A 17027-nucleotide genomic window follows, 5' to 3' on the forward strand; every position below is an offset into this window, starting at 1 on the left:
GCCGGTAAACTGCGTGGGCTTCCCGGCGGGTAGGGTGCACTCCGGTAGTTTGGGGATCATGCCGTCGTCGGTGCAGCGCCAGCAGTGGTGCTCAGCACCGTTACTTCACCGGATGCTGGTGAGGGTGTTGGGACTCTAAGGAAACGGAGAGAACGTGAACGCTGATCTTGTGGTGGTCGGATCGGGCCTGTTTGGTCTGACGGTCGCGGAGCGCGCTGCCAACGAACTCGGATTGAAGGTGGCGGTCATTGATCGCCGGCATCACATTGGTGGCAATGCGTACTCTGAGAAGGAGCAGCGCACGGGGATTGAGGTCCACCGTTACGGTGCTCACCTGTTCCACACCTCCAATGAGCGGGTTTGGGACTACGTCAACCGGTTCACAGAGTTCACCAACTATGTGCACAAGGTCTACACGCGCCACAACGGGGAGGTCTTCCCCATGCCCATCAACCTGGGCACCATCAATCAGTTCTTCCGCTCCGCTCACGGCCCGGCAGAGGCCAAAGCGTTGATCCAGGAGCAGGCCGGTGAGTTGGCGGGGACTGACCCCCAGAACCTCAATGACAAGGGCATCCAGCTGATCGGGCGTCCGCTGTACGAAGCCTTCATCAAGCATTACACCGCCAAGCAGTGGCAGACCTCCCCGGAGGAGTTGCCTGCCTCCATCATCACTCGCTTGCCGGTCCGCTACACCTATGACAACCGGTACTTCAATGACAAGTACGAAGGTTTGCCGGTGGATGGCTACACCGCGTGGCTGGAGCGCATGGCCGAGCAGTCAAATATTGAGGTTCACCTGAACACGGACTTCTTTGACGACTCTCATGAGTACTCCAAAGCCAATGTGGTGGGGCAGGTGCCTGTGGTCTACACAGGTGCCGTGGACCGCTACTTTGACTACGCAGAAGGCGACCTCTCCTGGCGCACCATCGATCTCGAAGAAGAGGTTTTGGAGATGGAGGACTTCCAGGGGTGCTCGGTGATGAACTACCCGGATTCGGATGTGCCATTCACCCGTATCCACGAATTCCGTCACTTCCACCCGGAGCGCGATTACACCAAGGACGCCACGGTGATCATGCGGGAGTTCTCTCGCTTTGCGGAGAAGGGCGATGAGCCCTACTACCCCGTGAACACCACGGTGGACCGGGAAAAACTCCTGAAGTACCGCGATTTGGCGGCGGGGGAGTCCTCCGTGCTGTTTGGTGGGCGGTTGGGAACCTACAAGTACCTGGACATGCACATGGCCATCGGTGCAGCGCTGTCCATGGTGGACAACAAGATCGCACCGCACTTCACGGGCGGCAACAAGATCCAGTCCGGAGGAATTGACGCGTGAGCGCAGAGACTCAGAACTCGGAAGGGCAGCAGCCCGCCGGTCAGAACCACCAGGACGCCCAGGGCTTCCTGTCCAAGATTTCCCATTCCCTGGAAGCCGACGGGCAGAAGTTGCGTGAGGTTGCTCGCGTGGTGCTTCCCGCCAACCAGGACTTGGATGCTCTGCCGCTCTACGTGGATGGCCCGGTCCTCAAGGAAGGGCAGACCACCTCCGGCGGGGACACCGTTGAGCACCCGGATGACATCCTGTCCCGGCGGTCCATGCGCATCCGTTCGGGGCGGCGCGTTTCCTTCGGTTCCTACTTCAATGCCTTCCCGGCTTCCTACTGGCGGCGCTGGACCACCGCGGAGAAGGTCGTGCTCTCCGTTGCCACAGAGGGCGCAGGTTCACTGATCGTTTACCGCTCCAATGCGCGTGGTATTGCCCAGCGCGTGGAGGACCGGCGGGTCAAGGGCACACAGACCAGCGAGTTCGATCTCACCTTGGCGCCGTTCGGTGACGGCGGCTGGTACTGGTTCGACTTGATTGCCGACGACGACGGCATGGTGCTCACCCAGGCTGCATGGTCTGTGCCGGATGACCGTCCCGCGGGAACTGTCACGCTGGGTGTGACCACCTTCAACCGTCCGGATTACTGCGTCAACACCATCCGCACCATTGTCCAGGCCGATGGTTTTGACCACGTCCTGGATGAACTGATCATTGTGGATCAGGGCAACAAGCTGGTGGAGGACGAGGCTGACTTTGCGCAGGCCCAGGCTGCCATGAACGGCAAGCTGCGGGTGATCCGTCAGGGCAATCTGGGTGGTTCCGGTGGTTTCTCCCGGAACATGTATGAGGTGGTCCAGGGCCGGGAGGACGGCAGCAAGTCGGACTACGTTCTGATCCTGGACGATGACATTTTGCTGGAAACCGAAGGTGTGCTGCGAGCAGTGGCTTTCGCCGACTTCTGCCGCACCCCCACCATTGTGGGTGGGCACATGTTTGACATGTACAACCGACCGCTGCTCAACGGCTACGCGGAGGTCATCAACAAGTACCGTTTCCTGTGGGGTCCCATCGAGGACCTGGGCGGCGTGGACTTCTCCGAAGCCGGACTGCGTTCACGCGCCAATCTGCACCGCCGGTGGGATGCCGATTACAACGGCTGGTGGATGTGTCTGATCCCGCGGGTGGTCCTGGAAGAAGTGGGACTCTCCCTGCCGGTGTTCATCAAATGGGATGACTCGGAGTACTCGCTGCGAGCCGGGCAGGCCGGATACCCCACGGTGTCCCTGCCCGGTGCAGCCGTGTGGCACGTGTCCTGGATGGACAAGGACGACGCCGTTGACTGGCAGGCCTACTTCCATGAGCGCAACCGTCTGATTGCAGCCCTGCTGCATTCGCCCTTCCCGCGGGGTGGCCGCATCATCCGCGAGTCCTACAACGTGGACACCAAACACACCATCTCCATGCAGTACTACGCCGCATCCACGGTGCTGCTGGCCATAGAGGATGTGCTGAGCGGGCCTGAACACCTGCACGGGATGCTCGGTACCAAAATGCCGGAGATCCGAGCGTTGAAGGACCAGTTCTCGGATGCCCAGTTCAGCAATGATCTGGGGGCTTATCCCGTGGCCAAGCAGTCCAAGCCATCCAAGCGCCAGGGGCCGCCCAAGCCTCCCACCTACCGCGCGCTGCTGCCCTGGGCCGCCAAGACCGTGGTCAAGCAGATTGGCCTGCCCGTGCGGGATCTGGCCAAGTCCAACCCGGAGGAGTACGTGGCCCACCAGGACGGCAAGTGGTATCACTTGTCCACTCTGGATTCCGCGGTGGTCTCCAACGCTGACGGCACGGGTGCCGCCTGGCACAAGCGCGACCCGCAGGCCGTGCGTGACCTGCTGGCCCGCAGCGCCAAACTGCACGCGGAGCTGTTCTCCAAGTGGGAGTCCTTGTCCAAGCAATACCGTGAGGCGCTGCCGCAGATCACCTCCGCAGAGTCCTGGGCCCAGACCTTCCAGAACAATCCAGCAGCCCCGCGCAAGGAGCAAGGATGAGTTCGGCAGCACCTGAGTTGGTGACCCCCGGCAAGGGCCGGGGGTTACTGGACGTCTTCCACAACCGCTATCTGTTGCGGTTGATCGTGGACAAGGAAATCCAGATCCGGTACCGCGGGACGGTGCTGGGCCTGGTGTGGTCTTATCTGAAGCCTGGCGTTCAGTTTGCGGTGTTCTACATTGCCATGGGCGTTTTCCTGGGACTCAACCGTGGATTGACCAACTTTGCCGTGTACTTGTTCGCGGGGATCGTGCTGATCAATTTTTTCAGTGAGATCTTTGGCAATGCCTCCCGTTCCATCACGGACAACGCGGGGCTGCTCAAGAAGATTTATCTCCCCAGACAACTCTTCCCGGTGTCCAACTTGTTTGTGGCACTGGTGCACTTTGTGCCACAGATCTTGATTCTGATTGTGGCCTCCGTGGCCACGGGGTGGTTCACGGGGGTGGATGTCAAACAGATCTTGGCCATTCCGGTGGCCATCATGATCATTGCGCCCTTTGCGTTGGGGTTGGGGCTGATCTTTGCCACGTTCAACGTGTTCTTCCGGGACGCGGAGAACTTTGTGGACATGATCCTGATGGTGGCCACCTGGGCCTCCCCGGTGCTCTATGCCTGGACCATGGTGCGTGACCAGCTGTGGGGTTGGGTCTACTACGTCTATTTCCTGAACCCCATCACGGTGGCCGTGGAGCTGTTCCACTACGGTTTCTGGTACCCCACGGTCAACAACCCTGAGCTGTGGCACGTGCCCCCGCACTTGTTGACCGTGTGGACCCCCATTGCCTTGGTGATCTCCGTGCTGACCCTGTTCCTGGGGGATGCCATGTTCCGCCGCCATGAGGGCAACTTTGCCCAGGAGCTCTGAGCGCAGATGACCACTATTCCGTTCAAGAAGCCAGGTGTTGTTCACAGCGAGGACACCGTGGCCATCCGCGCCAAGGACATGACCAAGTGGTTTGTGTTGCGCCACACCCGCTCCATCAAGGAAGCCTTCGTCTGGTTGGTGAAGGGGCGCAAGGGGGACTTGTCGGACAAGTTCAAGGCCTTGGACAATGTCACCTTTGACATTCACGACGGCGAGACCGTGGCTCTGCTGGGCTTCAACGGTTCCGGTAAGTCCACCACTTTGAAGATGATCTCCGGTGTGATGCACCCGGATGACGGTTACGTGGGCACTCGCCGTAAAGTGGCCGGTTTGATTGAAGTGGGTGCAGGTTTCCATCCGGATCTGACAGGTCGGGACAACGTGTATCTCAACGGCGCCATCCTGGGCATGGACAAACAGGAGATTGACGCCAAGTTCGATGACATCGTGGCGTTCTCCGAAATCGGTGAGTTCATTGACACGGAGGTCAAGTTCTACTCCTCCGGTATGTACCTCCGCCTGGCGTTTGCGGTGGCCATTCACACGGACCCAGAAGTCTTCCTGGTGGATGAAATCCTTTCCGTGGGGGATGAGCCGTTCCAGAAGAAGTGCATTGGCCGCATCAAGGATTTGGTGCGCCGGGGTAAAACCCTGGTGGTGGTTTCCCACGACCTGGACTTGATCATGGACATCTGTGAACGCGGGATTGTGCTGGAGCACGGCAACATTGTGTACGACGGTTCCTCAGTGGGCGCCGTCGCACGCTTGCGTGACCGGCCCCTGGAGGATGTCCAACGGGAGCAGAACGAGCGGGTGGAGCGGCGCCTGTACTGGAAGCGGGAAGAGCGCCAGAAGGCTGCGGCAGAAGCTGCCGAACGCGGGGAGAAGTACGTCCCCGAATACGACCCCGAATTGGATGACCCCGCCGATTTGGATGATCCGGACAAGGTCAAGCGCACCAAGGGGCGTTGAGCCCGCTGTAGACAGGGCGGCTACGGTGCTTCCATGACGCAGGACAACCAGCGGGCAGGTCTGGAGCATCTCCTCCGGCAGCTACGCGCCGATCAGAGCATTGTGGAAGAGACCGTCTCCACCATCTTGAGCACCGTTCCAGGCTACGACGGCGTGAGCAGGGAATCCTTGGAACGGTCCGTGCGTCGCAATGTTCAGATGAGCATTCGGGCTCTTCAGGGCAAATGGTCGCCACGCGATGCTGAAATCCCGGAGGCTGATGCCCTGGCCACGGAACGCCTGTCCCAGGGCGTTGCGCTGAGCAGCCTGTTGGCGGGTTTCCGTGTGTCCCTGTCCACGATCTTGCGCCGAGTGCTCCAGCTGGCTCCGGATTACCAGGTGTCTGCGCAGGAGGCTTTGGGCTGTAGCACCGTGTTGTGGGATCTGGGGGATTCCTTTTCGGCAAGAGCCATGGACGTCTACCAGCGGGCGGCCATCAGGGAAGCGGTGGTCAACTCGGCGCGGCGGCACCAGTGGATTGCCGATGCCGTGACCCAAGGGTTGCCGCGGGTGGAATTACTGCATGGTGCAGCAACCTACGGGGTACCTGATGACCAGTGGATGCGTGCGGTGGCCATTGGATCGCAGGCCTCCGAAGCCACTGCCACCATGTCCGAACTGCAGCAGCGCGCCGCAAGAAGTGGGCTCCGCTTGTGGCTGGCCCCTCATGCCTCCGGGGTGGTGGGAGCCGTGTTGGGCACGGAAGATCAGGACCTGGGTCAGTTGTGCGCGGCAGACACCAACCTGACACTTGCCTTGGGGCATCAGGTGGTCCTGGGTCAACTTCCCGAATCTTATGCCGATGCCGTGCGCGTTCAGCGTGCTGCAGCGGCCACCGGACGAACAGGCTTGGTTGATGCACGTGCCATGTCTTGGCGCATGGCCATTCCCGCCAGCCCGGAAACCACGGATTGGATGCAGCAACGCTGGCTCATTCCAGTCTTGGACCAGGGCGAGTTCGGTGCCTCCGTACTGGAATCGGTGGCGGCTTACATCAACAACGGCCAGAACATCCCGCGAGCAGCCGCTGCCATCCCCGTGCACGTCAACACCCTGCGTTATAGATTGCGACGCTTTGAAGACCTCACGGGAGCCGATTTTCAGGATGTGGATTGCCTCATTGAAGTCGCCTGGGCTCTGGCTCCTGGGGCGTCCTGGAGACCGGCCACAGGCTGACAGCCCAGCCGCGGACCCGCGCCCGGCCGCGCGGTGGTTGTAGCTGGCTACAAAGAGATGGTCGGATGATTGATCCCCGCTACGTGGCGTGGACCACACGTGCGGGCCAAGCTTGTCTGGTTGCTTGCGGGTGATTCCGGGAGCAGCGCTGACCATCACCACGGCCCGGGTACAGATACCCCGCGGGCCCACCAACCAGGGGGCGTTACATGCTTTTGGGCATCCTTGGGATCATCCTGTCCCTCATCCTTTTGATGACTTTGGCCTACCGGGGCGTACCCGTGGTCATTGCAGCACCCATCAGCGCGATCGTGGCCCTGGTGTTCTCCGGTGCCCCCATCCTGGCCTCCTACACGGAGATCTTCATGCCAGCGCTGGCAAGTTTTGTGGGGGCGTACTTTCCGGTGTTCCTCCTGGGGGCCATTTTCGGCATCTTGATGACCATGACCGGCTATGCGGAATACATAGCCAAGGCCGTGGCCAAGGTGCTGGGGGCGCGTAGCGCGCTGCTGGCCACCGTGATGACCTCCGCTTTGATGACCTACGGCGGCATCAGTTTGTTTGTGGTGGCTTTTGTGATGTACCCGCTGGCCCGCGAACTCTTCCGGGTGGCTGACATTCCGCGCCGCCTGATCCCGGCGACCATTGCACTGGGCATTTTCACCTTCACCATGACGGCATTGCCCGGGTCCCCGCAGGTACAGAACCTGATTCCCGGTCAGTTCTTTGGCACGGATGGGTTTGCTGCTCCCGGGCTGGGCATTCTGGGCAGCGTGATGATCTTTGGGATCGGGATGGGCTGGCTGGAGTACCGGCGCAAGGTCATGATCCGCAGCGGTGAGCATTTTGGATCTGAGGTGCCCGTGCGTACCGGGTTCTTCTCACGGCGTCGGGCAACTGCGGCTGCTGCAACTTCTGCAGGCAGTGGCACTGCCAGCGCCTCCACAACCACAGCGCTGACCAACGACGACGCTCAGGGCGGCCTGCGTACCCAGATTCCGGGGGAAGACCACGGGAAGGACGCACTGGAACCGGAGGGGGAGAAGGCAGAGTCCTCCAGTGTGGCCTTGATGACCCCACCCAATGCCTGGATGCCTTTTGTTCCGCTCCTGGTGGTGGTCGTGGTGAACTTCGGCTGCACGCTGCTGCTGTTCCCGGCATTGGACTGGTCCTATCTGGAGGAGGAGAAGTTCGGTGGCATCGCCTTGACCACACGCGCTGGGATCTGGGCGGTGATCGTGGCTCTGACAGCTGCCGTGCTCAGCATTGTGGCGTTGAACTTCAAAGAGTTCGGCATTCTCAAACAGGGTTTTGTTGATGGCGTGAAGAACTCCCTGCTGCCGATCTTCAGTGTGTCCTCGGAAGTGGCCTACGGCGCCGTCGTAGCCTCTGTTGCCGCTTTTGCGGTGGTTCGGGATGCCATTTTCAACGTGGGTGGAAACGCCTTGGTGACTTCCGTGCTCTCCACCTCCGTGACGGCAGCCATCACGGGTTCGTCCTCCGGGGGCATGACCATTGCCCTCAATGCCTTCGGTGAAGAACTGCGGCAAATGGCCGTGGATCAAGGCATCAGTTTGGAGGCCATGCACCGGCTCACGGCCATGGCCGCCGGCGGTCTGGACACCCTGCCGCACTCCGGTGCGGTGGTCACCCTGCTGCTGGTGTGCAGCTTGACGCACAGGCAGTCCTACAAGGACTTGGCCATGGTGACCATCATTGCGCCGGTGGTCACGGTGGCTGTGCTGGTGGTTCTGGTCAGCCTGGTCGGATCATTCTGACGGGAGTACCCGGAAATTCAAGTTTTGGTACCCAGCCCATGGGGCCATTGCAAGCTGCTGGACACGGATCAGGAATGAGGAATCATCCATGAACGCACAAGACCACTCACATCCCACTGAGACCTTGGCGGGACGCAGCGCTGTGGTCACGGGTGGTGGCTCCGGAATTGGCGCTGCCTGTTCCCGGGCTTTTGCCGCGGCAGGTGCGGCGGTGACCGTTGCCGATGTCAACGCGGAAGCGGCGCAAGCCGTGGCGGAAGAGATCGGGGGTACGGCGTGGGTTGCTGATCTTTCCGATACCGCAGCGTTGGAAGATCTTGAACTGGATACGGACATTCTGGTCAACAACGCAGGTGTCCAGCGAGTCAGTCCCATCCACGAATTCGATCCCCAGATGTGGCGGTTCATCCAGCGACTCATGGTGGAAGCCCCTTTTCTTCTCATGCGGGCGGCTCTGCCGGGTATGTACCGCCGCAATTTCGGCCGGATCATCAACATTTCCTCCATCCACGGGCCGGTGGCCTCTCCCTACAAGAGCGCCTACATCACCGCCAAACATGGTTTGCAGGGGCTTTCCAAAGTGGCTGCATTGGAGGGCGCGGAACATGGCGTGACCTCAAACTGCATCAACCCCTCCTACGTGCGTACCCCGTTGGTGGAGCAGCAGATTGCCGATCAGGCCAGGGTCAACAACATCCCGGAGGAACAGGTCTTGGAGCAGATCATGCTGACTAATTCGCCCATCAAACGGCTGGTGGAACCGGAAGAAGTGGCCTCCCTTGCGTTGTGGCTGGCCGGAGACTCCGCGGGCATGGTGACGGGTTCCTCCTACACGATGGATGGGGCCTGGACCGCGCGGTGAGGCGGGCAGCGGCGGTGGCCTCTCGGGGCGTCGTCGTTGGCAGGGCACGGCCGATTGGTAGGTGACGACGATTGGCAGGTGAGGCTGATTGGCAGGGCACGGCGGATTTGGCGGGACATGAAACATCAAGCGGCAGGCGAAGGGCGTGAAATCTATGGCACTGGACAAAACGGTGGGCACGGCGGCTGAGGCGGTGGCCGGTATTCCGGAAGGGGCTTCCCTTGCCGTGGGTGGTTTTGGACTTTCCGGCAACCCCATCCAACTGCTGGAAGCACTCTTGGAGCAGGGGACCGGGCAGTTGAGCGTGGTGTCCAACAACTGCGGAGTGGATGACTGGGGCCTGGGGGTATTGCTCAAGGCCGGACGTATCCGCAAGATGACTTCCTCCTACGTGGGGGAGAACAAGGAGTTCGCCCGCCAATATTTGCAGGGGGAGCTGGACGTGGAGCTGGTGCCGCAGGGAACGCTGGCCGAAAAGCTGCGGGCCGGAGGGGCTGGGATTGCGGCGTTTTACACCCGAACGGGCGTGGGCACCCAGGTGGCTGAAGGCGGACTGCCCATGCGCTACGACTCCGATGGTTCCGTGGCCCGGGCCTCCTCACCCAAGGACACCCGTGCCTTTGCTCCGGGGCCGGCTGCGGACCAGCGGGAGCAGACCTATGTTCTGGAAGAAGCCATTGTGACCGACTACGCGCTGGTGCACGCGGTCAAGGGGGACCGGCACGGCAATCTGGTGTTCAACAAAGCTGCCCGTCAGTTTTCGCCACCGGCGGCCATGGCTGGTCGGGTGTGCATTGCCCAGGTGGAGGAGCTTGTGGAACCGGGGGAGTTGGACCCTGATCTGGTGCATTTACCGGGTGTCTACGTCCATCGCATTGTGGAGGTGGGACCTGACATCAAAAAACCCGTGGAGAAACGCACTGTACAGGTACCAGCGGAGGGGCAGAAGTGATGAGCCAGAGCAACAAACAAGCACACGTACAAGCAATCACGGGCTGGTCCCGTCAGGACATGGCCGCACGGGCAGCTCAGGAACTGCCGGATGGCGCGTATGTCAATTTGGGGATTGGCATGCCCACGTTGATTCCCAATTACATTCCGGACGGGCGCACGGTTGTGCTGCAATCTGAAAATGGGATTCTGGGAGTTGGCCCCTACCCTTCAGAAGCAGACGTTGATCCAGATCTGATCAATGCGGGTAAGGAGACGGTCACAGTACTGCCTGGGGCTTCCTTCTTTGACTCGGCAACCTCCTTCGGCATGATCCGGGGCGGGAAGATCGACGTCGCGGTGCTGGGCGGCATGCAGGTCTCCGCAGCCGGGGATCTGGCCAACTGGATGGTGCCCGGCAAAATGGTCAAGGGCATGGGCGGGGCCATGGACCTGGTGCACGGTGCAAGCCGGGTGGTGGTGCTCATGGACCACTGCTCCAAGGACGGCGAGCCCAAGATTCTGCCCACGTGCACCTTGCCGCTGACCGGAAAAGCTGTGGTGCACCGGATCATCACCAATCTGGCGGTGATTGACGTGACCGGAACCGAAACCCAGCCGCAACTGACCCTGGTGGAGACCGCCCCGGGCGTGACCGCTGATCAGGTCCAGGAACTCACGGGCGTGCCGCTGACTCCTGGAGTTTGACGTAGAGGTCGGTACGCATTGTGCTGGGATCAGCATCCAGGGTGGGTTCACTGACGTACACCTCCCACAGGGGCAGGCCCGGGGTGTGCCCGGCAGCTGCCACTGCTTCCATGAAGGCACCCCAAGCAGAGCCCAGGCCGTCATAAGACCCCACATAGGTGGTGGCCGCAATGTTTCCGCCCGGTAGGACTGAGTTCACCAGACCATCAGGCAGGTTCGGTGCAGCCCTGTCCACCGTGACACCAGCTTCAATGTCCACGGTCTGGGACGGCAGACGCGTGTGGAGGCCAAAAGCTGGGCCAGCGGGGCTGATTCCGGCTGCCGCCAGAGCGGGATACAGCGTGCCGTAGGTGGAATCGTAAAACGCGGACATCGCCTTCGGTGCCAGGGGAAGGTTGTGCTCACGCGCCACCACGGTGGGAATTGGCGCGGCTTCAAAAACGACGACGCCGTGGAAGGGTTCCGGGGTCAGCGGCTGGTTCATGAGTGTTCCCCTGTCTGAAGAATCTAGGCAACGTTCCAATGGGTCTGGGCCGTATCTTTCCAGATACAGGCCGCGTGTTGACTGAAAGAAGTTGCAGCACCAAGTAACCCACAAGTTCATGGCAGTGCATACTGCGACGTTGCGTTGCACCTAGTGGAGTCACTGAATCTCCTAGTCAATCTCAGTTATCCACAGGCTGGGTCATAGGAGTGTTGCGGCCGGGTGGAGTGGGTCTAGATTTTTGCTTCAAAGGCAACAGTCCCGATTTCAGCCGGGGAAGCGTTGCACCGCGGTTGGGATGGGGATCCCAACGCTTACAGGGGGAGCACCATGGCGCAGTTGACCACCCGCAGCTCACGCCGCCACGTCACACGTACCAGTGGAGTTGGCGTGGTGGGTCTGCATGCGGAGGATGCCATCAGCTCCGAGGAACAGGCATTTTCCTGGGTGCTGGACACCGTGCGGGAACGGGTGCGGCTTCAGGGGTTGGACCCCGTGGAGGCTCCCGCGGAGGCGGCCAGCATCATTGAGGCTGTCCTGCAGGACTATGACCAAGCCTCCGCGCGTACCGGGCTGGCCTCCTTCCTGGATCTGGATGCCACCCGCACGGAAATCATGGACGCGGTGGCTGGATTCGGCGTGCTGCAACCTCTGCTGGACGACGATTCCGTGGAGGAAATCTGGATCAATGGCCCCGACCAGATTTTTGTGGCTCGCGGCGGCGAGTCCGAGCTGACGGGTCTTCGCGTGGAGACTGAGGAAATTCGGCGTTTGGTGGAGCGCATGTTGCGCAGATCCGGGCGCAGGTTGGATCTCAGTTCGCCGTTTGTGGATGCTTCCCTACCCGATGGTTCGCGCTTGCACGTGGTGATTCCAGATGTCACACGTGAGCATTGGTCGGTCAACATCCGAAAGTTCATTGTGGCCGCCCGTAGGCTTTCCGATCTGATCGGACTGGGGTCGCTGTCCCCGGCTGCTGCCGGTTTCTTGGGAGCTTCCGTTCGCGCCGGGCTCAACATCTTGGTTTCGGGCGCCACCCAGGCCGGGAAAACCACCATGCTCAACTGCCTGTGTGCAGAAATCGACCCGCGTCAGCGTGTGGTGACGGTGGAGGAGATCTTTGAACTGCAAGTACCGCTGCGCGATGTGGTGGGCATGCAGTGCCGCCAGCCCAATTTGGAGGGCACGGGAGAAATAGCTTTGCGGCGCCTGGTCAAGGAGGCTTTGCGCATGCGCCCGGACCGGCTGATCGTGGGTGAGGTCCGTGAAGCCGAGTCCTTGGACATGCTGATCGCTTTGAACTCCGGGTTGCCGGGCATGTGCAGTATTCATGCGAACTCGGCCAAGGACGCTGTCACCAAGATTTGCACTCTGCCGCTACTCGCCGGAGAGAACATCTCCTCCAATTTTGTGGTGCCCACGGTCGCATCCTCTTTTGATCTGGTGGTCCACTGCCGGCGACGCCACGACGGCCTCCGGGAGGTGGAGGAGATTCGGGCTCTGGGCAACCGTGTGGAGAACGGCATCATTGAGACCTACCCCGTGTTCCAACGCGTTGACGGTGATTTGGTGGCAGTGACCGGTGAGATTCCTGCCCGCCACAAATTTGAGGTGAGCGGTGTGGCCACCGCAGGGGTCTTGGAAGTACCCGAGCCTTGTGCAACGGAGGCACGCAACACCACAGGTCCGCAGATCGCCACAGCTGAAAATCATCGGGGACGCTGATGGCTGTGATTCTGGGTTTGTGCTTGGGCGCCGGTCTGTTTCTGATCTGGTGGTCTTTCTGGGAGCGGCCCGCGCCCCAACGCCGTCGTCGTGCGCACCGTGACGGGGTGCTGCGTACCCGATTGGACCGAGCCGGTTTGCACGATGTTCGCGTGGGGTCACTGGTGGCTCTGTCCACCGTGTGTGCAGTGATTGGTGGGCTGGTGACCTGGGCGGTCACGGGTGGCACAGTTTTTGCGGTGTGCGCAGCCATCGTGGCCACTTTTGTGCCCTGGGCGTTGCTGGGCCATCGGATGCGCAAACGAGCCAAAGAGCTGCGCACTGTCTGGCCCGACGTCGTTGACTTGCTGCGTTCCGCCATCCGAGCAGGAATGTCCCTACCTGAAGCCCTGTCCCAGCTGCAGCACCGCGGACCGGAGGCCGTTCAACCGGCGTTTGCCAGATTCGCTGCGGATTACCGAGCCACCGGGCAGTTTCTACCGGCTCTTGACGCGCTCAAAGCGGAACTGGCTGACCCGGTGGCGGACAACATTGTTGAGTCACTGCGGGTGACACGTGAAGTGGGCGGCACGGACCTGGGGCGGTTATTGGGCACCCTGTCTGAATTTTTGCGGGAGAACTCGCGCACGCGCAGTGAATTGGAGGCGCGGCAATCCTGGACCGTCAATGCCGCTCGGCTGTCGGTGGCAGCACCCTGGCTGATCCTTCTGCTGATGACCAGCCAACCGGCTGCCGTGCAGGCCTATGACTCGCCGGCCGGTGCGCTGGTGCTCTTGGGCGGATTGGCCATCTCGGCGGTGGCCTACCGGCTGATGTTGCGGCTGGGCGCCCTGCCGGAACCGGAGCGGGTGCTGCGATGAACATGCCACTGGCTGTACCCCTTCTTTTGGGTTCCCTGTTGGCTTGGGGGATCTGGTTGATCGTGGTTCCCGCACCGCAGGACACCGGTCGGAAACTGACCCGGCGTGTGATGGCGCAGATGCGGGCCACAGATGCCACGGTGCGCCACGCCGAACAGGCTCGCGCTCGTCGCGACCAAGGGGCTTTGGGCATTGCTGCGTATTTGGTCTCACCGTTGACCAATGCGTGGGATCGCCGGTCCTCCGGGGAAGCGCGGCGGCAGTTGCGGATGAAATTGGAACGGGAAGGTGCCGAGCGGTCCATCTCCGACTACCGGGCGGAACAGGTGCTGGCCGTGGTGATCGGTGCCGTGCTCGGTCTGGTGTGGGCTGTTGCCGCGGTCCTGCGGTGGGGTGCGCCGGTTGCTGCGGTTGCCCTGCTCACCGTGGCCGCAGCTGTGGCAGGTGCATGGTGTCGCGGTTGGTGGCTGAACCACCGCATAGCCACCCGCGAAGCCCGCATGTTGGCGGAGTTCCCGGCTGTGGCGGAGTTGCTTGCCCTGTCCGTGGGTGCAGGGGAGTCCACGCTGGGCGCCTTGGAACGTGTGAGCCGGGTGGCTGATGGAGTCCTGGCTGAACAGTTCCGTGCCGTTCTGGTACGTACTCAATCTGGAGTGCCACTGGTGGTGGCGCTTCAAGAGTTCTCGGATCGAGTGGGTGTTTCTCACATCTCCCGGTTTGTGGACGGCATTGTGGTGGCTTTGGAGCGCGGCACTCCACTGGCGGAGGTGCTCCGCGCCCAGGCTCAAGACGTTCGGGATGAAGACAAACGCGAACTCATGGAGATAGCGGGGCGTAAAGAGATCGCCATGATGGTGCCCCTGGTTTTCCTGGTCTTGCCGCTGTCGGTCTTGTTCGCCGTGTTCCCCGGCATTGCGGTTCTCAGGTTGGAGCTGTGATGACCACTGAATGGAGCGCCCATGCGCCTGAATGGACAGCCCATGCGCCGCCGCACCGCACACGCATTGCAGACCCTCCCCAAGAGGCACCAGACCCTGGAGGGGCACCAGACCCTCCCGAGGGGTGACCAGGCCAATCACCTGTTCGTCATCGGTTTCAACCGGCCCCGTACGGGCCGCAACAGAAAGCCGCCGATTCCGGCGCAGAATCACCGAAAGGTCAACATCATGAACACCCATCTCAACCAGGACTTTCAAACTGTGGAGTTCCAACAGGGTCACAAGGCAGCACCCGCCGGTACGCCCTCACCCGTAGCCTTGGACGATCCGGATCGCGGGGATGTGCCCGGCTGGGTCATGTTGACCTTGATGAGTGCCGTGCTGGTGGCTGGGCTCTTGCTGATCGCCCAGCCTGCTCTGGAGGGGCTGTTCAACGATGCCATCTCGCGGGTGACGGGCCAATGAGTCAGCCCCGTGGCGAACGGGGTGATGACCAGGACCGGGATGCAGGCTCGGTTGTTGCCGAATGGGCCATGGTGGCCGGTGTGACCGCGGTGCTGTTCGCCGTGACGTTGCAGGTCATCTTTGCCCTGCACGTCCGCAATGTACTGATTGATGCGGCCTCTCATGGTGCCCGCTACGGAACACTGGCTGACCGCGGCCCGGGGGACGCCGTGGAACGAACCAATCAGCTCATCACCCAGACGGTGGGTGCCCGGTTTGCAGGCAATGTCAGTGCGAATCCAGCCACAGTCAACGGTGTACCCACCCTGGAGATCACTGTGGTGGCGCCGTTGCCGATTGTCGGCCCGTTCGGCCCCGCGGGCACCTTGGAGGTGACCGGTCATGCGGTTGAGACCTCCTGAACGGCCGCGCAGTGCTCTCCACAGCGATGGAGCGAACACAGGCCATGACAATGCCGATGACGGCTCCGCACTGGTGGAGTTTTCCGCGCTGTCTGTGATCCTGCTGGTGCCTCTTGTGATTTTTGTGGCTGTCCTGGCGCAGGCTCAGGCCGCGTCTTTTGCCGCCGTGGCTGCTGCCCAGCAGGGCTCACAGGTGATTGCCAATGTCCCTGCGGATGAATTGGATCTGGCTGCGGTGGAGTCGGCCGCTCGGTTGCCGGCCATGGACCAAGGGCTGGCCCCGGAGGAAATCGAGATTCGCGTCTCCTGCTCCGATGGCACCTGCCAGGACGCGGGCGCGGTGGCCACTGTGACCGCAGTGACCACGGTGGAGTTGCCGCGCATCCCCCTGCTGGGGACTTTTCGGGTGGCTCAGATGGAGCACACGTCAACTGTGGTGGTGGGGCGATACGCATGACAATCCCCAAGCCAGGGCTGACACCCGAAGAAGACAACGGTCAAATTTCCATCCTCATGATCGGCATGATGTTGATTTGTCTCATGGCGCTGATCGTGATCATGGCCATCACCTCTGTCTACTTGGCTGAACGGAAATTGCAGGCGCATGCGGACAACGCTGCCCTGGCTGCCGCGGACAGTTTTCGGGGTCTTGAACTCCCCGACGACGGCGGTGGTCGCCCATCTGCTGAACTCACCGATGCCAGCGTCAACGGTTCGGCAACGGCCTACCTGACAGAGGTTGGTGCCGAGTTCGATCTGGACGGGCTCAGCGTTGCTGCGGGAACGGGTACCACCGATGGGCGTACCGCCCAGGTGAGGTTGGAAGCCGTGGCGCATCCGCCTGTGATTGCGTGGATCATCCCGGCCGGGGTTCCCATCACCGCCACCGGAGATGCCCGTGCGGAGTTTGAACAATGAGTCCACTCAGCGGTGCAGACGCCCTGCCTGGTCCAGACAGGGCGGACCGTTATTCCTGGCTGGCTCTCTTCACCCGTGCCGGCGTGGTCGTGGTCGGGCTGGCGCTGGCTGCGATTCTGGTGAGTTACTTGCTGGGCCATGAAACCACGCGCGTGACGGTGGATGCCTCCTGGGTGGTCTTTGACCACAGCATTGAGCGGATGTGGACCTTTGCCTTGGTCATTCCGCTGGTGGTCGCCTACGTGGCCTACCGGGTTTTTGCCTCGGACCGCTGGTGGAAAAGGGCGCAGTGGGCACTGGATGCTTCAGTCAGCGAATCGGCAGCGCATCGCGCTCTGGGGCGTGCTGCGCTCAATGAACTGAGTTCCATGCGCCTGACACCACGCGAGGACATCGGTCTCTTCTCGGCCCTGCTCACCATCGGTCTGGAAGCTACCATGGTGGATAGCTTCCACAACGATCCTGAATCAGGTGCGGATGCGTGAAGCATCCGCAAAGGCTCAGCACCGGATCATATCGACAGG

At 61.5% G+C, this 17027-nt stretch carries 18 protein-coding genes; 17 read left to right on the plus strand and 1 reads right to left on the minus strand.

Annotated elements, in window-relative coordinates:
• Positions 1–154: 154 nt before the first annotated feature.
• From glf to Q4G32_RS12715, 9 genes are all read left to right on the plus strand, one after another.
• The gene (gene glf / locus Q4G32_RS12675; RefSeq protein ID WP_303351903.1) at positions 155–1342 is read left to right on the plus strand and encodes a UDP-galactopyranose mutase; all 1188 of its coding nucleotides are present in this window, start codon (positions 155–157) and stop codon (positions 1340–1342) included.
• A 68-nt stretch (positions 1343–1410) separates the two neighbouring features.
• On the plus strand, positions 1411–3378 hold the full coding sequence (locus Q4G32_RS12680) for a glycosyltransferase (RefSeq protein WP_303351966.1): 1968 nt from the start codon (positions 1411–1413) through the stop codon (positions 3376–3378).
• A complete protein-coding gene (locus Q4G32_RS12685; protein ID WP_303351906.1) occupies positions 3375–4247 on the plus strand; it encodes an ABC transporter permease in 873 nt (290 codons plus the stop codon). The genes Q4G32_RS12680 and Q4G32_RS12685 overlap by 4 nt, the downstream gene beginning before the upstream one ends.
• Positions 4248–4253: 6 nt before the next feature.
• The gene (locus Q4G32_RS12690; protein WP_303351908.1) at positions 4254–5219 is read left to right on the plus strand and encodes an ABC transporter ATP-binding protein; all 966 of its coding nucleotides are present in this window, start codon (positions 4254–4256) and stop codon (positions 5217–5219) included.
• A 33-nt stretch (positions 5220–5252) separates the two neighbouring features.
• The gene (locus Q4G32_RS12695) at positions 5253–6434 is read left to right on the plus strand and encodes a helix-turn-helix domain-containing protein (protein WP_303351910.1); all 1182 of its coding nucleotides are present in this window, start codon (positions 5253–5255) and stop codon (positions 6432–6434) included.
• A gap of 209 nt (positions 6435–6643) precedes the next feature.
• Positions 6644–8212, plus strand: a complete 1569-nt coding sequence (locus tag Q4G32_RS12700; protein ID WP_303351912.1) for a GntP family permease — start codon at positions 6644–6646, stop codon at positions 8210–8212.
• A gap of 88 nt (positions 8213–8300) precedes the next feature.
• Positions 8301–9074: a 3-hydroxybutyrate dehydrogenase gene (locus Q4G32_RS12705; RefSeq protein WP_303351913.1), complete on the plus strand. Its 774-nt coding sequence runs from the start codon at positions 8301–8303 to the stop codon at positions 9072–9074.
• Positions 9075–9228: 154 nt separating this feature from the next.
• Positions 9229–10026, plus strand: coding sequence for a CoA transferase subunit A (locus tag Q4G32_RS12710; RefSeq protein WP_303351967.1), 798 nt, complete (start codon positions 9229–9231; stop codon positions 10024–10026).
• Positions 10026–10712: a CoA transferase subunit B gene (locus tag Q4G32_RS12715; RefSeq protein WP_303351916.1), complete on the plus strand. Its 687-nt coding sequence runs from the start codon at positions 10026–10028 to the stop codon at positions 10710–10712. Before Q4G32_RS12710 ends, Q4G32_RS12715 begins: the two co-directional genes overlap by 1 nt.
• Here the strand turns inward: Q4G32_RS12715 and Q4G32_RS12720 are convergent.
• Positions 10681–11196, minus strand: a complete 516-nt coding sequence (locus tag Q4G32_RS12720) for a GyrI-like domain-containing protein (protein ID WP_303351918.1) — start codon at positions 11194–11196, stop codon at positions 10681–10683. The two genes, Q4G32_RS12715 and Q4G32_RS12720, sit on opposite strands and share 32 nt — an antisense overlap.
• Positions 11197–11526: 330 nt before the next feature.
• On the opposite strand from Q4G32_RS12720, the gene Q4G32_RS12725 reads away from it, so the two are divergent.
• From Q4G32_RS12725 to Q4G32_RS12760, 8 genes are all read left to right on the plus strand, one after another.
• Positions 11527–12921 carry a CpaF family protein gene (locus Q4G32_RS12725; protein ID WP_303351920.1) on the plus strand — a complete coding sequence of 465 codons (1395 nt, stop codon included), beginning with the start codon at positions 11527–11529 and terminating at the stop codon, positions 12919–12921.
• Positions 12921–13781: a type II secretion system F family protein gene (locus tag Q4G32_RS12730; protein ID WP_303351922.1), complete on the plus strand. Its 861-nt coding sequence runs from the start codon at positions 12921–12923 to the stop codon at positions 13779–13781. Before Q4G32_RS12725 ends, Q4G32_RS12730 begins: the two co-directional genes overlap by 1 nt.
• The gene (locus tag Q4G32_RS12735; protein WP_303351924.1) at positions 13778–14719 is read left to right on the plus strand and encodes a type II secretion system F family protein; all 942 of its coding nucleotides are present in this window, start codon (positions 13778–13780) and stop codon (positions 14717–14719) included. Before Q4G32_RS12730 ends, Q4G32_RS12735 begins: the two co-directional genes overlap by 4 nt.
• Positions 14720–14947: 228 nt before the next feature.
• Positions 14948–15184, plus strand: a complete 237-nt coding sequence (locus Q4G32_RS14045; RefSeq protein ID WP_441327513.1) for a hypothetical protein — start codon at positions 14948–14950, stop codon at positions 15182–15184.
• A complete protein-coding gene (locus Q4G32_RS12745; RefSeq protein ID WP_303351926.1) occupies positions 15181–15585 on the plus strand; it encodes a TadE family protein in 405 nt (134 codons plus the stop codon). Before Q4G32_RS14045 ends, Q4G32_RS12745 begins: the two co-directional genes overlap by 4 nt.
• Positions 15566–16042, plus strand: a complete 477-nt coding sequence (locus Q4G32_RS12750; protein ID WP_303351927.1) for a hypothetical protein — start codon at positions 15566–15568, stop codon at positions 16040–16042. The genes Q4G32_RS12745 and Q4G32_RS12750 overlap by 20 nt, the downstream gene beginning before the upstream one ends.
• A complete protein-coding gene (locus Q4G32_RS12755) occupies positions 16039–16503 on the plus strand; it encodes a pilus assembly protein TadG-related protein (RefSeq protein WP_303351929.1) in 465 nt (154 codons plus the stop codon). Before Q4G32_RS12750 ends, Q4G32_RS12755 begins: the two co-directional genes overlap by 4 nt.
• On the plus strand, positions 16500–16988 hold the full coding sequence (locus Q4G32_RS12760; RefSeq protein ID WP_303351931.1) for a hypothetical protein: 489 nt from the start codon (positions 16500–16502) through the stop codon (positions 16986–16988). Before Q4G32_RS12755 ends, Q4G32_RS12760 begins: the two co-directional genes overlap by 4 nt.
• Positions 16989–17027: the final 39 nt, after the last annotated feature.

Source organism: Kocuria sp. (assembly GCF_030538595.1).
In the GTDB taxonomy this organism is placed as follows: Bacteria; Actinomycetota; Actinomycetes; order Actinomycetales; family Micrococcaceae; genus Kocuria.

Bases quoted from the DNA above. Each gene is read 5' to 3' on its own strand.
- Q4G32_RS12710 (WP_303351967.1), top strand. From the start codon at position 9,229: ATGGCACTGGACAAAACGGTGGGCACGGCGGCTGAGGCGGTGGCCGGT.
- Q4G32_RS12745 (WP_303351926.1), top strand. From the start codon at position 15,181: ATGAGTCAGCCCCGTGGCGAACGGGGTGATGACCAGGACCGGGATGCA.
- Q4G32_RS12700 (WP_303351912.1), top strand. From the start codon at position 6,644: ATGCTTTTGGGCATCCTTGGGATCATCCTGTCCCTCATCCTTTTGATG.
- Q4G32_RS12755 (WP_303351929.1), top strand. From the start codon at position 16,039: ATGACAATCCCCAAGCCAGGGCTGACACCCGAAGAAGACAACGGTCAA.
- Q4G32_RS12720 (WP_303351918.1), bottom strand. From the start codon at position 11,196: ATGAACCAGCCGCTGACCCCGGAACCCTTCCACGGCGTCGTCGTTTTT.
- Q4G32_RS12735 (WP_303351924.1), top strand. From the start codon at position 13,778: ATGAACATGCCACTGGCTGTACCCCTTCTTTTGGGTTCCCTGTTGGCT.
- Q4G32_RS12715 (WP_303351916.1), top strand. From the start codon at position 10,026: ATGAGCCAGAGCAACAAACAAGCACACGTACAAGCAATCACGGGCTGG.
- Q4G32_RS12685 (WP_303351906.1), top strand. From the start codon at position 3,375: ATGAGTTCGGCAGCACCTGAGTTGGTGACCCCCGGCAAGGGCCGGGGG.
- Q4G32_RS12695 (WP_303351910.1), top strand. From the start codon at position 5,253: ATGACGCAGGACAACCAGCGGGCAGGTCTGGAGCATCTCCTCCGGCAG.
- Q4G32_RS12760 (WP_303351931.1), top strand. From the start codon at position 16,500: ATGAGTCCACTCAGCGGTGCAGACGCCCTGCCTGGTCCAGACAGGGCG.
- Q4G32_RS12730 (WP_303351922.1), top strand. From the start codon at position 12,921: ATGGCTGTGATTCTGGGTTTGTGCTTGGGCGCCGGTCTGTTTCTGATC.
- Q4G32_RS12750 (WP_303351927.1), top strand. From the start codon at position 15,566: ATGCGGTTGAGACCTCCTGAACGGCCGCGCAGTGCTCTCCACAGCGAT.
- Q4G32_RS12690 (WP_303351908.1), top strand. From the start codon at position 4,254: ATGACCACTATTCCGTTCAAGAAGCCAGGTGTTGTTCACAGCGAGGAC.
- Q4G32_RS12705 (WP_303351913.1), top strand. From the start codon at position 8,301: ATGAACGCACAAGACCACTCACATCCCACTGAGACCTTGGCGGGACGC.
- Q4G32_RS14045 (WP_441327513.1), top strand. From the start codon at position 14,948: ATGAACACCCATCTCAACCAGGACTTTCAAACTGTGGAGTTCCAACAG.
- Q4G32_RS12725 (WP_303351920.1), top strand. From the start codon at position 11,527: ATGGCGCAGTTGACCACCCGCAGCTCACGCCGCCACGTCACACGTACC.